Below are 19,087 nucleotides of genomic sequence, written 5' to 3'. Positions count from 1 at the left end.
AGTATTTTGTAAAAAGGTAAAACAACAGAATCAATACAGCCAGCCAAATGATCAGCAACCGGTAAAACTGTTTCCAGCTTTTCACAAAAGGAGGCAGTTCCGGATCTTTCATTATTTAAGGGCAGGATTTGAAATCAAGTTCACAAACAGACGGTAAGCCCCCGGAACACCGGCAGGCAGCTCCCTGAAAAAGGATAAACCCGAATAAACATATTTTCCTTTTCCATAAGAGGCTATAAAAAGTGAGCCATTTAAAGGCTGTTCACCCGTATCGTGCATGGACAACACTGGGGTATATTTAGCATCGAGGTCAGATGCAAAATATAAACCACGTTCCTGTATCCAGCCTTCAAAATCTTTGGCCGTAATTTTATTCGGAACATTTAGGACCGGATGTCCGGGCGCCAGAAAAGTCACTTCAGCATCTTCTTCGGTAACCCTGTCCCTGGTCAGTTTAAAGGGATAAGGTCCAAGGGCAGCGATTTTTAAAGGCGCATTCACATTGTACTGGACCATCAGTGTGCCCCCATTTTCTACATACTTCATCAGTTTGGGCTGCATGGCCTTTACCTGTTCATTGATGTTGTACAGGCGGACCCCGGTAATAATGGCATCAAAAGCCGAAAGGTCTTTGTTTAAAACCTCATTTTCAGAAAGCAGGTTTACTTCATAGCCCAGTTGCCTTAAAGATTCAGGAATCAGGTCTCCGGCACCGGCAATATAACCGAGTTTTTTGTTTGTTATTTTAAGGTTCAGGCGCTCTACTTTTGCCTCAGCAAAAGGAAATAAGGTTTGTAAAGGAATATGGTCGTACGCAATTACATGAAGTCCTTTATCGTACGTTTTGCCTCCTGTGCTGATGTTCAGGGCCAGTGTGCCCCCGTTCACCTCACCGGCAGGGCTCAGGGTAAATTCTACTTTTTCTTCATCTCCCTTTTTTGCCAGTGAAAAATCGATGTTTTCGGGCGTGGCCTTCCAACCTTTAGGCACCAGTACCTTTAAGGTCCCTTTGGTCCCATCCTGAAAACTCTTCAGTTGGACCGAAAATGTCCTTGGGGAATTGCCGTTAAAAACATAAGCCTTTTCGGCAAGGCTAGCCGTTACAGGAGGTGCAATGGCCAATGGCTGGTATACTTCGCCTTTAACAGGGTCTGTAAATTTATAAACGATGGGACGGAAAACTTCCAGTTTCTCCCCACCAATTTCTACAATTACCGGACCTGCAGAAGGGGCCTGATTTTCAGGCATTCCAATGGCCGTTTGCGGACTGACCACATAAGCCCCCACTGGATGTCTTTCCTGCAACCAATAAGGCTGGGTTGTTCCCAAAGCAGCAGCAGGTACTTTTAATGAAAAAGCAGACATTTGATTGGGTTTCAAATTGGCTGAAATACCTGCATTCGGCATACTGATTTTTACCGGAAGTGTGTGTTTTGCCCTTACAATGGCCTGCAGCTGTACGGCAAGGGTATCGGTCAGGGCATAGGCCTGTGACGGTACATTGGTTTCTATCCATATTCCGGCACAAGCCAAAATAATTTCATCGAGCAGTTCTTTTTTAAATTCCACCTGCGCGGGTCTGACCAGTTTTCTCAGCTCCAACAATTTGGGAAGCGATGCTGCCGGGTCCGAAACCTTATAACCGGCATTAATTTCATTCAATAGTTGTTGAATGGCCTGCATATCAGCATTACGGTCCAGGCCAAAGTTTATGTTTTCGAAAATATCATTTTTAGCAGCTTCTCCACCAACCGGGCTAAAATACTCTATGGCAGAACCCCGCTGTTTTGCAGAGCCAAAACCCTGACTTTTATGATTCGATCTGCTTAAAGCCGCTATTTCACCATAACTTTTGCCAAGCAAAGGATTAAAAGCACCAACATCGAGTTTCAGCTGATCTTCGGAAGTGGTGTTGCTGCCCCCAAAATTAAAGGTATTCCAAAGGATGCGTTTGGCCTGCCAGACCTTTACATATTTTAGCTGCTCTGGAAACTGTTTGGGATCGGCTGCTGCTGCAAAAGCTTCCCTGGCCAATATGGCCGAGGCAGAATGATGGCCATGTCCGGCACGGGAATCTTCAGGAAAACGGGTAATGATCAAATCTGGCCTGAATGTCCGGATGACCCAAACCACGTCGGAAAGTATTTTTTGTTTGTCCCAGATTTTGAAGCTTTCGGCTGGATTTTTGGAAAAACCAAAGTCATTTGCCCTGGTAAAAAACTGCTGTGCCCCATCGGTCAAACGTGCAGCAATGAGTTCCTGCGTTCTGATCAGCCCCAAAAGATCTGCCTGTTCGTTGCCAATCAGGTTCTGTCCCCCATCTCCCCTGGTCAGGGAAAGATAACCGGTCCTTATTTTTTTTTCCTGGGCAAGATAGGCCAGTAAACGCGTATTCTCGTCATCAGGGTGCGCGGCAATGTACAATACGCTGCCACTGGTGTTTAAGGATTCTAATTGTTGTTTAATTTCAGCAGCGCCCGAAAAAACACGGTTCTGTGCATGAAGAAAAAAAGAGGGTACAAATAAAAATAGAAATAGAGCAGCCCTAAGTTTCATATATTTTTTTCGTTTCGTTTTGTTTTGACCTGCCGGAGCAGATTCCGAAATTACTTAAAATTGTATGAAAGTCAGGGCCCGCTTCAAATATTTTACAAGAGGATTTTACTGCTGATTTCCTTGTCTATGGTAATAAAACCCGGATATTTAACCAGGCCACCTGCAACTTTAATGCTTGGTCTGATTTTCAGGGTTACAATGCCCTTTTGTTCCGGGCCACCATTACGTGCTTTTAAAAAACGGCTGATGTCGTCCATAACCGCTCCATTGGAAATAAAAGGGTAAATATTGGCCGACATGTCAATTGGAACTACAGTCGATTTTCCAGGTTCAACGCTCACATTCTGGTTTACAAAACCCGTTGCAATTTCCTGTTTATTGATTAAAATTTTATACTCAAATTCATTGATCGAAGCCAGGTCTCCGGTAGGATTGCTGATTTCCATATTCAATTTGGCCCTTAAAGGAATGTCCCTTCTTAATAACCCAAGCGCCAGGCCGGGTAAACTGCCCAGGTTAATGTTCTGCTCGGAAATCATACTGCGCAGGTCTGTTCCGGCAATAGATATCTGATCGGCAGAAGTAATTTTGTATGTACACTTTTCCAGGGCTTTAATTTGTTGTGCCTGTTTATTAATGCCGCAGCTCGACAGGAATACTGCTGTAAGGCAGAACAATAAGATTCTCTTCATAATAGGTATAACGGCTAAATCGTCAAAATGATATATACGGGGCCGTGTTCGGTTGCAAAGGTATTAAAATGAACGTCTTCTGCCAGACTTTCTGCTGATCAGACTGTCTACACTGAAACGTCCGGCACCAGAAAACAATAAAAACACATAAACCAGCAAGTAATGTGCGGCCAGTTCCTGTTTTCCAAAACCATCGTTCGAATGGATAATAAAAATGGCCACCACCATGGTTATAATTAAGGGAATGACGGCAAGACGCGTTGCCAGACCAAAAAGAAGCAATAAAGAACAACCTACCTCTGCAAACACGGTCAGAAAAAAAGAAAGCTTTTCACCTAATCCGACAGGGTCTCCAAACTGTACAGGAGCACCGTTAAGAATGGGGGTTAATTTAGCCAGGCCATGGAAAAGCATAAAACATGCAATGCCTATTCTTAATAAGAGTAAGGCAAAATCCAGGCTTCCGTGATTGTAATTGGTATTAAAAATTCTCTTCATACTTTAATCTGATCGTTTAAGGGGGGATGAACCGTAAATATATTATTTTTGGTTTTAATCTACCAGAGATTTTACAAATCCGGCCATTGCATCTCCTACAATCATCTTTTTGGTGATATCCGGCTGTTCATTTCCGGGACATTCAATCATTTGTATAGACACCAGTCCATGCAGGATAGACCAGTAGGTATGGTATTTCAAAAAGTAATCTGCCTCGGGGTTTTTCCCCATAGCCAGGGCTTCTTTAATGGTAGAAATCATCAGACAAGTCATTTCCTTTAGCTCGGGCACCCGTTTTACGGTGTCACAAGCCGGAATCCCCAGACCAAACATCAACTGATAGTATTCCCTGTTTTCAAAGGCAAAATCCCAATAGGCATCCCCCATCGCCACCAACTGTTGTGCAGGTTCATTATACTGTTTTTTAACTTCATTTAAAGTTTCGGCCAGCTTTTCGAAGCCCTCCTTTGTGAATTCGAGCAGAATGGCCTCCTTATTTTCAAAATGATTGTAAATCACCGGAATACTGTATTCAATCGCATCTGCAATTTTCCGGATCGAAAGAGATTGCCAGCCATCAGTGATCACCAGCTGCCATGCGGCTTCCAGGATACCAATCCTGATGCTTTCTTTATGCCTTAGTTTACGTTCAAGAATACCCATGCCCTTATATTTTAATTAACAGTGTTAACAAAAATAAGCGTATTAGTAGTTCTGGCAAAAAAATAGATCAAAGCTGACGCAGAGATAACAAAGCAGCGTTTTTTTTGGTTACAGGTGCACGTACCGAAAAGTCAGGTTCACCCTGGGCCCATTGGATTTTAACAACTTAGGCAGCTGGTGTTCCCAAAGGTGTTGGGTTTCCCCTTTCATGAGCAGTAAACTACCATGCTCCAGTTCTACAGAAATAACAGGTAATTTTTCTTTATAATTTCTAAACTGAAAAATCCGCTGTGCACCAAAACTAAGGGAAGCGATGGTGGGGTTGCGGCCCAGCTCTCTTTCATTGTCCCTGTGCCAGCCCATACTGTCTTTACCATCCCGGTAATAATTGAGCAGACAGGCATTAAAAGGAGCTTCACATTTTTCGGCCACCTTTTCCCTGATCTGCTTTAAGAGCGCTGTCCAGGGACTGGACTGCATGGTAATTCCCGAATAGCTGTAATTTACACCAGGATCACCAAAAAAAGCAGTTAACCTTGGCTGCATCACCGTTTTTCCAAACATTTTTATCGGCTCCTGTTTCCAGGGAATTTCATTTTTTAAGTATTCCAGGTAGGCATCACTTTTTTCTGCCGGAAAAAAATCCGGAAAAAAAAGCACTTCTGAAGGATGGCTAAGCACATTTACATGCTCACCGTACACAAAGGGTTCCATGTCTGTTTAATATGACTTAAAGGTACAGATTGTTTACAAATCAACAGTTGTTTTCCCCTCATTGATTTTTTGCAGATAGCTGTCCAGCTGACGGTCAAGGCCATAGACATCATTGTAAAAATGAATCACCCCATTTACATCTGCCCAGGCCGTATAATAGGTAATCCATATGGGCACCTGCCTGGGCAGACCTATATATTTTGCACGCGGATAACCCGAGTCCATGGCACTTTTTACCTGTTGGTACTTCTTTCCGTCGGCAAATAAAGCAAAGGCCAGTTCGAGTGGTTTTTCGACCCTTACGCAGCCATGACTAATGGCCCTGTACCATTTGTTAAACGGCTTTTGTACCGGTGTATCGTGAAGGTATACACTGCTTTGATTTTTAAACAGAAATTTAATTTTCCCCAAGGCATTTTTTACCCCAGGTTGCTGCTTAAAAGTATAACTGCCCGGATCTTCCACTGTCCAGTCAATAGACTCGGGGTCAGACACCAGTTTTCCTTTACGGTATACATTGATGTTATTATTGGCCAGGTAATAGCGGTCTTCGGCCGCATGCCTGGTGGTTTCGGCAATAGCAATGCTCAATGGAATGTTCCAAACCGGGTTTACCTGAACACTATGAACCATGCTGCTAAGCTGGGGCGTCGCCTTTTCTCCGCTTTCGCCTACACAAACTTTCATGTTTAATACAGACTTACCGTTTTCAATCACATCCAGCCCAAACCCGGCTATATTTACCCGTACATATTTTTGTGCAGCCGGTTTGTTTTGCCAGCGGAGCCTTTCCATATTCAGGGCCAGGTTCCGGCAAATGCTTTCTGCACTTTTACCTGGCTCCAGCTGCTCTGTTTTTAAAGTCCTTTGCAGGGCCAGATATTGTTTTGCAGTGGGTTGCAAACTGTCCAGGTAATTTTTAAGTTGTTTCATGTCGAAAATCCGGAGTATATAAGTACTATCGGGACGTCTGGTGGCCGTGCTGTATAAGGCATATACTTTAGCCGGGTTACTGACCCCAAACTGCATGGCCACACTATACCTGATCAGCGCCGCAGCTACCCTTAATTCCAGCTCCATGGTTTTCCGGTAGCTTTCGGCATCCGGTGCTCCGGTTTTGGTATAGGTTTCGAGTTGTTTTCTTAGCTCATTTGCAGAAAATAACCGTGGATCGAGGCCATGATCTGCAGCGGCCATCAGGTAGTCAAATAACAATGCCGGTCCCTTTCCTTCCATTAGTTTGGACAACAGTACCGGCTCATAATTTTTCTTTTGATAAGCGGCTTGTATCCATTGCGGATAGGGCAATACAGCAGAACTATTTTTCAACACGCTGATAAATTCCTGTTCCAGGTTTAGCCCTTCGGTTTTAGGGGCCAGCACCCTTGCAGGCAAAGACACTTCTGTGTTTTTTTTTGTCGTCCCACGCTTTACCGCACAAGATTGCATGCCCAGCAAAGCAGCCATGAGCAACACTAAAATGCCTTGAGCCGGAAAAAGCCGCCGGGGAGCGCCTCGATTAAGCATCTGTTTGATGAGTTTCTAGTTCATCATTTAACAAACAAAGCCAGAATTTGTTTCGGCCCTGTCGTCCGTTAGCGTACATATATTGTTCAGTTCTGAACAATGCCTTTTCGGATAAGCCATTTATTTCCACCAATTTGCGTATTTTTAGTTTTGGCATGTCCTTTCGTTATACTCCGAAAACAAATGACTATGTTCAGGCTCAGTTTAAAAATCGCATTCAGGAATCTTTTAAAACACAAAGGCTTTAGTCTGATTAATATCGGAGGCCTGGCCATAGGAATGGCCTGCTGTTTAATGTTTTTATTGTATGTCCGCTATGAATGGAGTTACAACAAACAGTTTAAAAATATTGACCGTATTTATGCCGTTTATAAAAATTACCACGCGAGTGCGGAGATATTCACCTATGGAGGAACAGGTGATGCCCTCCCGCGTACCCTTGCCCCCGCTGCCCTGCAAACCATTCCCGAGGTAGAACAGGCCAGCCGCATTGCCAGAAGGTATAGTTTGTTGTTCAATTACAAGGAAAATACTTTTAAAAAAGACGGCTATTTTGTCGACCCTTCCTTTTTGAACATCCTGGATTATCCCTTTACCAAAGGCAATGCCCAATCTTCGTTAAAAGACCCGGGTTCGGTGGTATTAACCGAAAGTACAGCAAAGGGCTTATTTGGCAACGAAGATCCGATGGGCAAAGTGGTCAAATGGGACAACCACATTAACCTGAAAGTGACCGGTATTATTGCAGATCCTCCACTAAACCAAACCTACCGTTTTGATATGCTTATGCCCTGGTCGCTGTTTGAACGGGAAGCCCCGGACGTATTGAAAACAGACTGGGGCAGCGGCTTCTGTAATACGATCGTATTACTTAAGGAACACAGTAATTTTAATTCTGCAGATGCACAGTTCCGGAAAATATTTAAACTTAATGAGCAGCAAACCCATTCGGAAGCCTTTCTTTTTCCCTGGAGCAAGGCACACCTGTACAATAAATTCGAGAACGGCAAACAAGCCGGCGGAAAAATAGAACAAGTGAGAATGTTTGTTCTATTGGCTTTTTGCATTTTGCTGATTGCTTGTATCAATTATATGAACCTCTCTACAGCACGCTCGGAAAAACGGGCCAGAGAGGTCGGTGTACGTAAAACCCTGGGCTCTTCCAGGGCATCCCTTGCCGCACAATTTTTCACAGAATCTATACTGCTTTCGCTGGTGGCTGTAGTTATTGCTTTTATGCTTACCGAAGCAAGTCTTCCCTATTTTAACCGGCTGCTCGACATACAAATGACTATAGACTATTACTCGTACACCTTTTGGGGCGCTTTACTTTTGCTGATGCTCGTCACCGGACTTGCTGCAGGCAGCTACCCTTCATTTTACCTGTCGTCTTTTATTCCCGTTAAGGTTCTTAAAGGCTTTAGCGCTTCGGGCAGATCCTCGTTGCCGATCCGCAAAATACTGGTGGTGCTGCAATTCGGATTTTCTATTTGTATGATCATTGCAGCCCTGGTGATTTATGGCCAGATTAACTTTATCCGTAACAAACCCCTGGGCTTTGAGCAAAACAACCTGGTCCAGCTGGACCGCTCGGGTGAATTTAAAAAAGCAGAAAAAAGGGAGCTCTTTAAAGCGGAACTCATTAAATCGGGTGCTGTAGTGTCAGCCACCGAATTTTCCAATGGCTTTACCAATGGCGGGGACAATACCACTTCATTTGAATGGCCGGGTAAACTGCCTAATGAAAACATTGTCATGAACTACAGGGCCACAGGTTATGATTTTACCAAAACAACAGGTGTGACCCTACTGCAGGGCCGCGATTTTTCAAGGGACTACGGAACCGACTCCCTGTCTGTGATTCTCAACGAAAGTACGGTTCAGGCCATGCGGCTTAAAAATCCTATTGGGACAAGGATCAAATGGGAAGGTAGTACGTTCACCGTCATTGGGGTAATGAAAAACTATGCTTATGAATCTGCGGTCTATAAAGTAAACCCCACCCTGTTTTTCCTGAACCCCAAAGAAACCAGTGTACTGCTGTTAAAACTAAACCCTGCCAAAAGTCTGAACAGTTCTTTACAGGCCATACAGGATATGAATGCCCGGATCAATCCGGCCTATCCATCAAATTTGCAGTTCATCAGTCAGAACATGGAAGATAAATTCAGGAATGAAAGGACCCTGGGTGCCCTTTCCAATGTCTTTGGCGGCTTTGCCATTTTCATTTCCTGTTTGGGCCTGCTGGGACTTGCCTTATACATGGCAGAACAGCGTAGTAAGGAGATCAGCATCCGTAAAGTACTTGGCGCAGACCTGGGCAATATTCTGGTGCTGCTCAACAAAGACTTTGTAAAGCTGGTTTTAATTTCCAATGTTATCGCCTGTCCGGTTGCTTATATTTTTGCAAAACAATGGCTGCAGAAATACGATTATAAAATTGACATTACCATATGGCCATTTCTTCTGGCTTTATTGTTATCCCTTTTAATCGCCCTGCTGACCATTAGCATGCAAAGTTTTAAAGTGGCCCGGGCCAATGCAGTGGATGCTTTAAAATACGAGTAGAATTTTAACCTGAAAATGCAGAAATGACCTGAGGTCGTTTCTGCATTTTAGCTTAGTGTTTTTTGAAAGGCATCCCTGGGCGTTCCATCGCTCACATAAATAACCCCACAATAGGTAAAACCACTGTTTTTCAAAAAATTCTGCATCGGAATGTTGTCGTGATTTGTATCCACCCGAACATTACTGGTCTGGCTAAATGCAAAGTCAAAAGCTTTTCGGGCAACCCCTTTTACTACTCCTGAAGAGGCCAACCGGTGTATTACTCCATAAGGGGCATTGTTTAACCAGGCTCCCGCTTCAATGACTTTATAGTTTGGATCGGGATCATTCCCTTTTATAAAACAAAAATAACCAACGATTTCGGTATTTTCCACGCATACAAAGGCATGCTGATTGCGAATATCAGTCTCTATGATTTCCACAGAAGGGTATCCGTTGATCCATTGGGTATGATTGCCATTTTTTCGCATAATACTTTTTGCCTGCTCAATAATGAGCATAATCTGATCTATATCCTGGGGTTGGGCGGCAATAATTTCCATTGTTATTTTTAAATGTTTGGGTAGTTCTTATACCCCGTAAAATTACCATTTCGGCAGGTTCAACAATAAAAAATTATACTTTATTTTACTTGTGATCGCATTCTACTGCTCGGTTTCTTTCTGATAAATTACCTGGGGTTTATCAAATCCATCCCAAAAAACATGAAGCCTTTGGCAAACTTTACACTTCACAACAATATTCATTTTTGAATACAATACTTCAGGATCCATCGGATTTTGAAAGGCGTCATATTCTACATCCGAGATCATCATCCATTGGTCTGGACTTGGAATTTCACATAAAAAATGATCATTAGAACAACAGTCAAAACAAACTTAGCTTTCTGATTTTCAAATAATTTCACAAAAAGACATTTTTGATAAGCCATCATTTTGAATTTAAACTTGTTCTTTATACCTTATATCCCTTACCCATATGCAATACAAAAACTTATGGTTCAACAGGGCCTTTCCCGGAAAGGACAAACAATGTTTAACAATTATTCCCAACGTATGAAAAATTTTGACTGGACCTCCTTTACCAAAAAAATAGCCGTTAAAGCCCCCTTAACAGACATTTATAATGCCTGGACCAGGGCCGGGGAATTGGAAAAGTGGTTCCTGAGACAAGTGATCTTTACAGACAAAACCGGAACAGAGATTGCCCCAGGTGTAAATGTTCGTGCAGAAAGCACTTACAGCTGGCTTTGGTATTTATACGAAGAAGCTATGCCGGGGTTCATTAAACAGGCAAATGGTAAAGACTTTTTACAATTTAGCTTTGAAGGCGATTGCCTGGTGGATGTAAAACTCACGGAAGAAGCTGGTTATACCATTGTAGAATTAAAACACTATAACATACCCACAGATGACCATTCCCGACAATTCATCAGACTTGGCTGCGCAAGTGGATGGGCTTTTTACCTGGTTAACTTAAAATCAGTGTTCGAGGGCGGACTGGACCTTAGAAATAAAGACGAACAACTGCCGCCAATGATCAACAATTAGCAAAACGATACTATAAAGAATGGTAGGTTTTGATTACTTTTAACCTATCATGAGCCATCCCATCATATATCAGATAGATTCTTTTACAAGTGGAAAATTGCTCGACGAAGTCCCTTTTATGCTTTAAGAATTAACTTTTAATCAGTTGTTTTGACATAGGCAATTCGATTTCTAAAGGCAAGTCACTTTTAAGGTCGGTAAACTCAACGATTTTTACCTCGTTCACTAAAGCTTCAAACTCTTCCAGAAGTATCTTATCGAAATTTTCAGGTACCGGGTTATTCCAGTCCAAAAAACGCTTTGCCATGCTATGGATAAATTCCGAAACTGTAACTTGTCCGTTGGCAAACAAATAAATTTGCTGGGGCCAATACTCCATCGTGATCATTGTTGGTCTGTCATTCAATTTAGAAGCCACATAAATTTCTTTTTCCGTTAACCAGTCCCAGGGTTTTAAACGTACAAAAAACTTATTTTTTGTGGTAGAAGCCTCCAGGCTCTCGAACACGGGCATACTTACCTTTTTCTTTTGGAATAATTTTCTGAGGATCATTTTATGCAAATAGCGTTATCGTTTTGGCTTTCGCTTAACCAAACGCCTAAAGATATTTATTTACACCCTAATATACAATCACTTAAACCATACACCTATACCGCTTTAAAAAACTCTTGTTACTCTTCCTTTTCAGTCACTTCCTCCACCACCTCTATTTTCCTGTCCATGCGATACAGCAATAAACCAAAAACCAGGGGTATGGCATAAGAGGCAATCATGACCAGGTTGCCTTTGTTCCAAAAATTTCCAAGGTCCGACATGGAAAACATCATAAATATTCCCGCCGAGCAGCCTGTGCTAAACAACATTAATACGCCCCTGATGCCCCAGGGTGCCAGGGCTGTTTTTTTCAACAGCGCATAAAAAAGCCACAGTAAAAGAAAACAAGGTATGGAACAGGCGGCACCAATGCCTACCGCAAGCAGGTAATAACTTACAAAATCACTCGAAAAAACATAGTCTATAATTTGGGTAATGTCTGTATTGAACATTACCGCATTGCTGTTGCTGGTATTGAGCAGCAGCAACAATGGGCCAATAAAAATACTGGTTAGCCACACTTTAAGCGGAAAGCCAAGCGTTTTATTCATAAGTGTGAATTTAAGAAAATCCCCTCAAAGAAATTAACATTGCTGTGCACGAAATGCCCACTCTACCATTGCATTTAAAACAGGCGTCAAATCGGTGCCTAAAGGAGACAAGCTATAGGTCACCACCGGAGGCACTACCGGCCGGGCTTCCCTGTTGACCAAATCATCTGTTTGCAATTGTTTCAGGTGCTGAATGAGCATTTTTTCTGTAATCTCTGGAATTGCCTTTCTGAGTTCACTATAGCGCTTTGGCCCGCTCATCAACTGGTGAATGATTATTGGCTTCCAATGTCCGCCAATTTTATTCATAACATAAGTTACCGGACAGTTGTTTATAGAAATGCCTTTATTGTAGTTCCGTGTGGAATTTTCCTTGACTTGGGTCATGATACATACTTTAGGGTAAGTACTTGTATAAAAGTAAGTACAAATATAGCTTTGTACAGAACAAAAAATCAATTCACGTCCATTAAAAAAAATAAATATGAAAATTACAATAACAGGATCCCTGGGTAACATCAGCAAACCTTTGGCCCAGCAACTGATCAGCAATGGCCACCAGGTAACCATTATCAGCAGCAATGCCGATAAAACAAATGCCATTGAACAATTGGGTGCAAAGGCCGCAATCGGATCAATAAACGATACAGATTTTCTGACCCGTACCTTTAAAGGTTCAGATGCGGTATACACCATGGTTCCACCTAGTTTTTCTGCAGCAGATTACAGGGGCTATATTAAAAGCATTGGGGAAAATTATGCGAAGGCCATTGTTGCAGCAGACGTTAAAAAGGTGGTCAATTTAAGCAGCATTGGGGCCCACCTTAACGGAGGAACCGGCCCAATTGCAGGATTACATGATGTGGAACAAATTTTCAATACTTTAGATGGTGTTGCCATAAAGCACCTGCGGCCGGCTTATTTTTACATCAACTTATTTAGCAATATAGACATGATCAAACATGCAGGCATTTTAGGGTCCAATTACGGCCCTCAAATCCAACAGGTACTTGTTCATCCAAATGATATTGCCGCGGCGGCCGCAGAAGAAATACAACAAAACTTTAACGGAAAAAGCATTCGTTACATTGCCAGCGATGAGCGCAAAGCCGGTGAAATTACAGCTGTTTTGGGTAAAGCCATTGGAAAACCAGAACTTCCATGGGTGGAATTTAGCGATGAGCAAGCTTATGAAGGAATGATCCAGGCCGGTTTACCAGCTGAAATAGCAAAAAATTTCACCGAAATGGGGGTTGCGACAAGAAGCGGAAAATTATATGAAGATTATTTTTTAAACCAACCTGTTTTGTCTAAAACAAAACTGGAAGATTTTGCAGGCGACTTTGCCCTGGCTTATCAGGCAAGCCAGCACCAGTAAAATTTGGTCTTTGGCTATTAAAAACAAACCCATAAGAAATGGCCTAAGGCCATTTCTTATATAAAACCACTTTACCACAAGACAGCTTAAGTAAAGTGATCCGCTCAAAGGAGGATGCCGAAGTCTTTATGGCTGATCTGGAAACCGTGGTAAGGAGATCAAAATAATCTACGCTTTAATCTAAAACCAAAATATAAAGCCTTATATTAGAAATACAATTAGCGTAACCTCATGTATACCAGCAAAGAAAGACATGAAGACCACCCACAGAAGGCAGCTGCAAACAACAGCACTTCCGGGGCCTTGTCTTTACCCGCTGTGCCCCTTACAAATCAGGTATCGCCTCTGCAGCTTCAGCAAAGCAACACTACAGGACTGCCAGATCACCTAAAATCGGGTATAGAAAACCTTTCCGGTCATTCTATGGACGATGTAAAAGTACATTACAACTCGCACAAAACGGCACCACTGCAGGCGCATGCCTTTGCACAGGGAACGGATATCCATATTGGCAGTGGTCAGGAAAAACATTTAGCCCATGAGGCCTGGCATGTGGTGCAACAAAAACAAGGCAGGGTTAAGCCGACCCTGCAGTTAAAAGGCAGTATCAATGTAAATGACGATGCAAGCCTGGAAAAGGAAGCCGATATCATGGGCAGCAAAGCCCTAAGCCATCAGGCTCCCGCAGTACCGCTCAGTCCTTTAAAGGTGAGCCAGCCGGTTGTACAACGACAACGCATAAACAGCATAGTTACAGGAACCACCCATTTGGTGCAGGCACTAAACGGGTCCATTTACCAGGGTACTCAAGGCAGGCTATTGCCCAACAACACCCGTATTGAAGTAGAAACCTCCGATAAAATACGATCAAGGCGGGGCCCCAACCAGGAATCTTTCCGGGAATATGATGCCCAAAATGCGCCCGAATACCGCTGGGTAAGGGTAATTAGTGTCGAGGGCGAACCACAAGCCCCAGGAACCTATATCAGGGATGATACCTTTGTTGGAGGTGCCGATATACCCCGGGGATCGGCTTTTGTTCCGGCCCTGGACCACAGAGAAAGAACACAACCTAACCTTCCGGAAAGAACGTTTGCCCCAATACATGCAGCCCAGTGGTACCAAAGACCTCTGGGACACGATAAGTCGAGCACTGCAGACCGTAAACACACCAAACTGCTTTCAGTTGCTTTTGATGTTTCGGCTGCCCATATTGGAGCCGCCATGCGGCACCATGCAAAAGATTCCGATACAGGAATTGTACTGGAAGCAATTGGCCAGCACTTTAGCCATGTTACCCCCTGGACAGCAGACAATATAGAAAGCCAGGGAAGGGACCGTCATCCAGGACATCTTAAAGGGGGAGAATATTACCGGACCAGTCCGGGCCATCCCCTGCATAAAGATTTTCAAAGTCACCAGCAACTGCTGGGCATACATAAAAAGGATGTGACTACCGAGCCGATAAACCCTGGCTGGGGAGATATTGCCGAACGTGTTATGGGCGTAGATACGATGAAAGACGTTGTAAAAAAGGGCCCCATGGGCACCAGTTACCGGGAATCACAATCTCCTGGCCGGTTTGCAAGAGGTCCGGGCGCAGCCATTGGTCATGAAGAAATGGCCAGGGAAACGGCAAGAATGCGACATGCACTTCTCGGAGGTATGGATCCCCGTTTTTTTGACGGGGTAGACGAGCAAATAGGCAAAATCAACACCGAACTCGAATACCTTACCCGCCGTGCCACCCCTTTATCAGAGCGGCTGCCTAAAGTAAAAGCAGCCCTGGAACAGCACGCTGCAGCTAAAGTGGCCCTAAAAAAACAGATCGCTATAGTAACTGGTAGACTTAATAAAGCCGCTGCTGCGAAAGCTAAGGCTGAAAAAACGCCCACTGCAGATGACCAGGCCGCTGCAAAAGCCCAGGCCGAAGTGCTTCCCCAAAGTGCAGTTCCATCAGAATTGGACGATTTAACAGCACGAAGAGAGCAGGTACTTAAAGATGAAGCAGGGGACAGCGAGGAATTCGAGAAATTAACAGCGGAACTGAGTAGAATACAAAAAGTAAAAAAGGACCTGACTAATCAGCTGGAGCCATTATTGAACAAAAAAGCCTTTTATTTACAACGGCCAGAGCAGCCGGTAACAGGCCCCCTGGCTGCCCCGCTTCAAAAGCCCAGAGTAACGGATCTGCGGCCACTAGCCGCCCTGTCCCCTGCCCGGCATCAAGCCCTTGAAGATCCATTTGCTAGCCGTTTACTGGTTAACAGGCGTTCTGCTAAGCTGCCGCAGCTCCTTGGTGCGGCACAAATAGGGCCCATAACAGACAGAAGCGGCCCTGAACACCCAAATCTGGTGCTTCATAAAGCAAATTGGAACGATAAAGAAGATACCTTAGGTGTGCAGGAAGTCACTGACAATTGGAAAGCAAGTACCCTGAAAACCAACCTTCAGGTTAGGGGAAGTTTTGGTCATTACAGACCATCTATTGCACCCCTTCTTAATGGGATGATTAGAATTAATCCCGGATTGTATCCCCTGAGCCTGCTGCAGTTTGGATTAATGTTTGCCACTCAGGCACCTGGTCCCTTCCCTAAAATAGACTCCGCAAGGGACTTTATACACCGGGATGCATTAAATGTAGCGGTAAACCATGCCTTAGCTGTCATTGCCGCAGACCGGCCCGGTAAAAGCGAAAAAATACATCGGATTAAAACCTTTGCCAAACACAACCTGATGATCAACCTGCTTAAGGCCCAAACTATCCTTAAAGCACAGAAACCCGACCCGGCAGAATACATGCCTTACATTCTCTGGCTGGAAAAAGATTTTTCCAAAACAGCCCAGGTACTGGAAAATTTGAACGAGTCGACTCATTTGCTGCTTTCGGCCAGGGTCAATGAAGAAAAACCACGCCGCTTGGCCGAAGAACCGCTCTTGTTGAGACCGGGGCCGTTCAGACAGTTTGTTGAGGGCACCTTTGCGCGTGGCGGGCGCCAATGCCAGATTTATTATGTGGCCAGCGGAATGCAAGCCATTACCACCGGTGCCATTGCTGCTGTGGACTACAGAAGAGCAACAAGCCGGACAGCAGCTGGTAAAGAAACTGGTAAAGCAGCCGGTTTTGTACCTTTGCACCCTTATTTTGAAATGAAAGACGCAACCGCCAGGGCAGCAGGTTTTGATGCCCGTTTGCCTGCCGAGACGATCATTTCGGACCTTTCCCCGCTGGATACCGCTGCCACTGTTGAGCAACAATCGAAAGCTTCCATACGAACCCGTTTGCGCACTGAAGTTGACAAAGACAAAACGCTGGTCCCTGTGCTGGACGCTACGGCCATGCCCTTGGCAGAGGTACCTTCCATGGTCCCTGCGGATGCCGAAAACTTTATCATTGTAGAAAGCCTGACCAAGTATGCCCAGCTGGGCTCTGATAAAGCCCTGGGCGGCCGGATCATTGTAGTAGGAACCGAAGATTTTATAGGACTAACCTACAAAATTATTAGCCCCGTGGAGCAAAGTGCCGATATCGTAGTGTCAAGAATCTGGTTTGAATCTATGGAGAACATCAGGTACAGCCATTAAATAGTTGGCCCCCTACAAATAAGATAACTTTTCCAGTTCGGGTAAAGAAAGCCCGGTATATTTTGCAATGTCCTGTAAAGGAACACCATTCTTTTTCATTTCAAGAGCAATTTCAAATTCAGCTTCTTTCTTTACAAAGAAACATTGCAACGGATTCCTTAACAGGCTTAGTTTATTTTAATTTGAATTTTGGTACTATTAGTACCAAAATTCAATCTATTTTAAACTATAGTTTTATCTTGAACCTCCATCGGATTGAACTAAGCCTTACGAATTTGCATGATAATTGGACTAGAATATCTTCGTATTTTTGAGTTATGAAAAAACTAACCATTAATATTCCTGATACAAAAAGCTCTCTGGTAAAACAGATTTTAAAAGAGCTCGGCGTGATCATACAAACAGAAAAAAAGGTTAATGTCTCTTCCTATAGAAAGAAACTGACCAACATTTCCGTTTGGTCTGATGAAGACCTGAAAATGTTTGAAGAGAGTACAACAGCCTTTGAAAGTCTTAAACCTCAACAATGGTAGCAGACACTGGCATCTTTATAGAGCATTTGCGCGCAAAGGATAAACTGTCCACAACGTTCTATAAGGTTTCCGAGAAACAGGATCTCTATATTTCTGCTGTTACTCTGTATGAGTTATATACGGGCGCAACTACAAAAGAAAAGGAAAAAGATGTAGAGAATCTTGTTTAGGGTCTTTCTAGACTGCCTTTTACAGACATAGTTTCTAAAAAAGCTGCAGAAATTTATCATAAACTGCGAAAAAACAACCAGCTGATTGAATTTAGAGATATATTTATCGCAGCAACTTGTCTTGTAAACGAACTGCCTATTATCACTCTTAATAAGAAACATTTTCAACGTGTAGCTGGTTTAAAATTTGGTCATTTCTGACCAATCCCTACACCCTTTCCAAATGCGCATAACCCAGCCTGTACAAGGCCAGCCCCTTTCTTTACAAAGAGATATAAACCAGTCGCTTAGTAGCCTTCTAATTTTTAAAATTAAATTAACAACGCTTGGTGCTCCCGCAAATTTTACTTAAATTTGTTACCATATAAAAAGCCAAAATGAGCAACAAAGACAGTCAAAAATTAATAGATCTTGCTAAAAAGACCCGTAGCGTTAATTCCTCCAAACAAGAGGCAATGGACAGGTTGGTCAATGCAGGTATTTTTGACCAAACTGGCAAGTATACCAAACATTATCCCACACTAGCTTTGTTCTCAAAAGGCAAGTAAAATGTATAACCAGCGGCCGAACCTTATCCTAGGCTTTCATGGTTGCGATGAAAGTGTTTGCAAAGAGCTTTTATTAAATCCCAACAAGTATAAAACAAGTAAAGAGAGCTACGACTGGCTTGGTCATGGAATTTATTTCTGGGAAAACAATTACGACCGTGCATTAGAATGGGCTAAAGATAAAGAAAAGCGTGGTAGCCTTAAAAATCCATCAGTTATTGGTGCGGTTTTACAATTAGGTAATTGCTGTGATCTCACTGACAAAAATTCGATTGAAGTTGTCAAATCCTATTACGAAAATTTAAAAGACGACTTCAATAGCGTTGGTAAACCACTTCCGGTTAATAAGGATCTGCAAGCTGACCAACACAAAGACAGGTTGCTCAGAGAATTGGATTGTACTGTACTGGAGTACATGCATTCTAGTATTTTATCTACCTATAAGGCAGACATTGCATCTAAAGGATATAGTGAATATATTATTTATGATTCCACACGTGGTGTATTCACAGAAGGTGGCCCAGCTTATAATGGTGCAGGTATGTTTGATAAAAGTCACATTCAAATCTGCATTCGTAACTCTAACTGTATCAAGGGATTCTTTATGCCCAGAAAAGAAATTAAATGGCCTTCTTAATCTGGGCACTCCATACCCCCTACACCCTTTCCAAATGCGCATAACCCAGCCTGTACAAAGCCAGCAGGTCCTGCACGGAAATCTGCTCAATGGACTGGTAATTTTCAAAAGCAAAAAAGGCCATAAAAGCGCTTAAAGAGTAAAAAGAAGCACTTACCTGATAACGCTCGGGATAGTCAAGCTCGTTGCGCAGTAAAACAGAAAGTTCAACCAGGGCGCTGGCATGAAGGACAATTTCTACACCGCTGGTGGTGGTAATGTGGTTCCCGGATGTCCAGAAATAGTTTTCCAGATCTTTACTGGTAAAATTCATAAAGAGAAA

18 protein-coding genes and 1 pseudogene are annotated in these 19,087 nt (G+C 43.2%); 8 read left to right on the top strand and 11 right to left on the bottom strand.

Annotated features, from left to right (window positions below; genetic code table 11):
- Nucleotides 1-111 precede the first annotated feature (111 nt).
- The 6 genes from B0O44_RS23345 to B0O44_RS23320 form a co-directional block, all read right to left on the bottom strand.
- Entirely contained in the window at nucleotides 112-2,556 is a 2,445-nt protein-coding gene (locus B0O44_RS23345; protein WP_110834521.1) for a PIG-L family deacetylase, read from the bottom strand.
- 92 nt (nucleotides 2,557-2,648) lie between these two features.
- Nucleotides 2,649-3,248 carry a hypothetical protein gene (locus tag B0O44_RS23340; protein WP_110834520.1) on the bottom strand — a complete coding sequence of 200 codons (600 nt, stop codon included), beginning with the start codon at nucleotides 3,246-3,248 and terminating at the stop codon, nucleotides 2,649-2,651.
- 63 nt (nucleotides 3,249-3,311) lie between these two features.
- A complete protein-coding gene (locus B0O44_RS23335) occupies nucleotides 3,312-3,746 on the bottom strand; it encodes a DoxX family protein (RefSeq protein WP_110834519.1) in 435 nt (144 codons plus the stop codon).
- 54 nt (nucleotides 3,747-3,800) lie between these two features.
- On the bottom strand, nucleotides 3,801-4,409 hold the full coding sequence (locus B0O44_RS23330) for a TetR/AcrR family transcriptional regulator (protein WP_110834518.1): 609 nt from the start codon (nucleotides 4,407-4,409) through the stop codon (nucleotides 3,801-3,803).
- Between the two features lie 108 nt (nucleotides 4,410-4,517).
- Nucleotides 4,518-5,123, bottom strand: coding sequence for an alpha-ketoglutarate-dependent dioxygenase AlkB family protein (locus B0O44_RS23325; RefSeq protein WP_110834517.1), 606 nt, complete (start codon nucleotides 5,121-5,123; stop codon nucleotides 4,518-4,520).
- Nucleotides 5,124-5,156: 33 nt separating this feature from the next.
- Complete coding sequence (locus B0O44_RS23320; RefSeq protein WP_110834516.1) at nucleotides 5,157-6,650, bottom strand: L,D-transpeptidase family protein; 1,494 nt, start codon at nucleotides 6,648-6,650, stop codon at nucleotides 5,157-5,159.
- A gap of 189 nt (nucleotides 6,651-6,839) precedes the next feature.
- Between B0O44_RS23320 and B0O44_RS23315 the strand changes: the two genes are divergently transcribed.
- On the top strand, nucleotides 6,840-9,218 hold the full coding sequence (locus B0O44_RS23315) for an ABC transporter permease (protein ID WP_110834515.1): 2,379 nt from the start codon (nucleotides 6,840-6,842) through the stop codon (nucleotides 9,216-9,218).
- Nucleotides 9,219-9,265: 47 nt separating this feature from the next.
- Here B0O44_RS23315 and B0O44_RS23310 read toward each other — a convergent pair whose 3' ends face one another.
- Complete coding sequence (locus B0O44_RS23310; protein ID WP_110834514.1) at nucleotides 9,266-9,760, bottom strand: GNAT family N-acetyltransferase; 495 nt, start codon at nucleotides 9,758-9,760, stop codon at nucleotides 9,266-9,268.
- A gap of 513 nt (nucleotides 9,761-10,273) precedes the next feature.
- Between B0O44_RS23310 and B0O44_RS23300 the strand changes: the two genes are divergently transcribed.
- Nucleotides 10,274-10,768, top strand: a complete 495-nt coding sequence (locus tag B0O44_RS23300) for an SRPBCC family protein (RefSeq protein WP_110834662.1) — start codon at nucleotides 10,274-10,276, stop codon at nucleotides 10,766-10,768.
- 130 nt (nucleotides 10,769-10,898) lie between these two features.
- Here the strand turns inward: B0O44_RS23300 and B0O44_RS23295 are convergent, their stop codons facing one another.
- The 3 genes from B0O44_RS23295 to B0O44_RS23285 form a co-directional block, all read right to left on the bottom strand.
- Nucleotides 10,899-11,321 (bottom strand): hypothetical protein, encoded by a 423-nt coding sequence (locus B0O44_RS23295; protein ID WP_110834512.1) that lies wholly within the window; start codon nucleotides 11,319-11,321, stop codon nucleotides 10,899-10,901.
- 119 nt (nucleotides 11,322-11,440) lie between these two features.
- Nucleotides 11,441-11,914: a hypothetical protein gene (locus tag B0O44_RS23290; RefSeq protein ID WP_110834511.1), complete on the bottom strand. Its 474-nt coding sequence runs from the start codon at nucleotides 11,912-11,914 to the stop codon at nucleotides 11,441-11,443.
- Nucleotides 11,915-11,947: 33 nt separating this feature from the next.
- Entirely contained in the window at nucleotides 11,948-12,301 is a 354-nt protein-coding gene (locus B0O44_RS23285) for a winged helix-turn-helix transcriptional regulator (protein WP_110834510.1), read from the bottom strand.
- Between the two features lie 97 nt (nucleotides 12,302-12,398).
- Between B0O44_RS23285 and B0O44_RS23280 the strand changes: the two genes are divergently transcribed.
- From B0O44_RS23280 to B0O44_RS23260, 6 genes and pseudogenes are all read left to right on the top strand, one after another.
- The gene (locus B0O44_RS23280; protein ID WP_110834509.1) at nucleotides 12,399-13,292 is read left to right on the top strand and encodes an NAD(P)H-binding protein; all 894 of its coding nucleotides are present in this window, start codon (nucleotides 12,399-12,401) and stop codon (nucleotides 13,290-13,292) included.
- A 231-nt stretch (nucleotides 13,293-13,523) separates the two neighbouring features.
- Nucleotides 13,524-16,877: an eCIS core domain-containing protein gene (locus tag B0O44_RS23275; RefSeq protein ID WP_110834508.1), complete on the top strand. Its 3,354-nt coding sequence runs from the start codon at nucleotides 13,524-13,526 to the stop codon at nucleotides 16,875-16,877.
- Nucleotides 16,878-17,194: 317 nt separating this feature from the next.
- The gene (locus B0O44_RS23270; RefSeq protein WP_110834507.1) at nucleotides 17,195-17,410 is read left to right on the top strand and encodes a hypothetical protein; all 216 of its coding nucleotides are present in this window, start codon (nucleotides 17,195-17,197) and stop codon (nucleotides 17,408-17,410) included.
- Nucleotides 17,404-17,781 (top strand): annotated as a pseudogene (locus B0O44_RS25405) (type II toxin-antitoxin system VapC family toxin). Before B0O44_RS23270 ends, B0O44_RS25405 begins: the two are co-directional and overlap by 7 nt.
- Nucleotides 17,782-17,957: 176 nt before the next feature.
- A complete protein-coding gene (locus tag B0O44_RS25030; protein WP_170123397.1) occupies nucleotides 17,958-18,128 on the top strand; it encodes a hypothetical protein in 171 nt (56 codons plus the stop codon).
- A gap of 1 nt (nucleotide 18,129) precedes the next feature.
- Nucleotides 18,130-18,765: a hypothetical protein gene (locus B0O44_RS23260; protein ID WP_110834506.1), complete on the top strand. Its 636-nt coding sequence runs from the start codon at nucleotides 18,130-18,132 to the stop codon at nucleotides 18,763-18,765.
- Nucleotides 18,766-18,784: 19 nt separating this feature from the next.
- Here B0O44_RS23260 and B0O44_RS25025 read toward each other — a convergent pair.
- The coding region (locus B0O44_RS25025; protein ID WP_211321442.1) for a hypothetical protein at nucleotides 18,785-19,087 on the bottom strand (303 nt) is incomplete at its 5' end.

Source organism: Pedobacter nutrimenti (genome assembly GCF_003208655.1).
GTDB lineage: Bacteria > Bacteroidota > Bacteroidia > Sphingobacteriales > Sphingobacteriaceae > Pedobacter > Pedobacter nutrimenti.
This window is presented reverse-complemented; position numbering and strand designations above follow the sequence as displayed.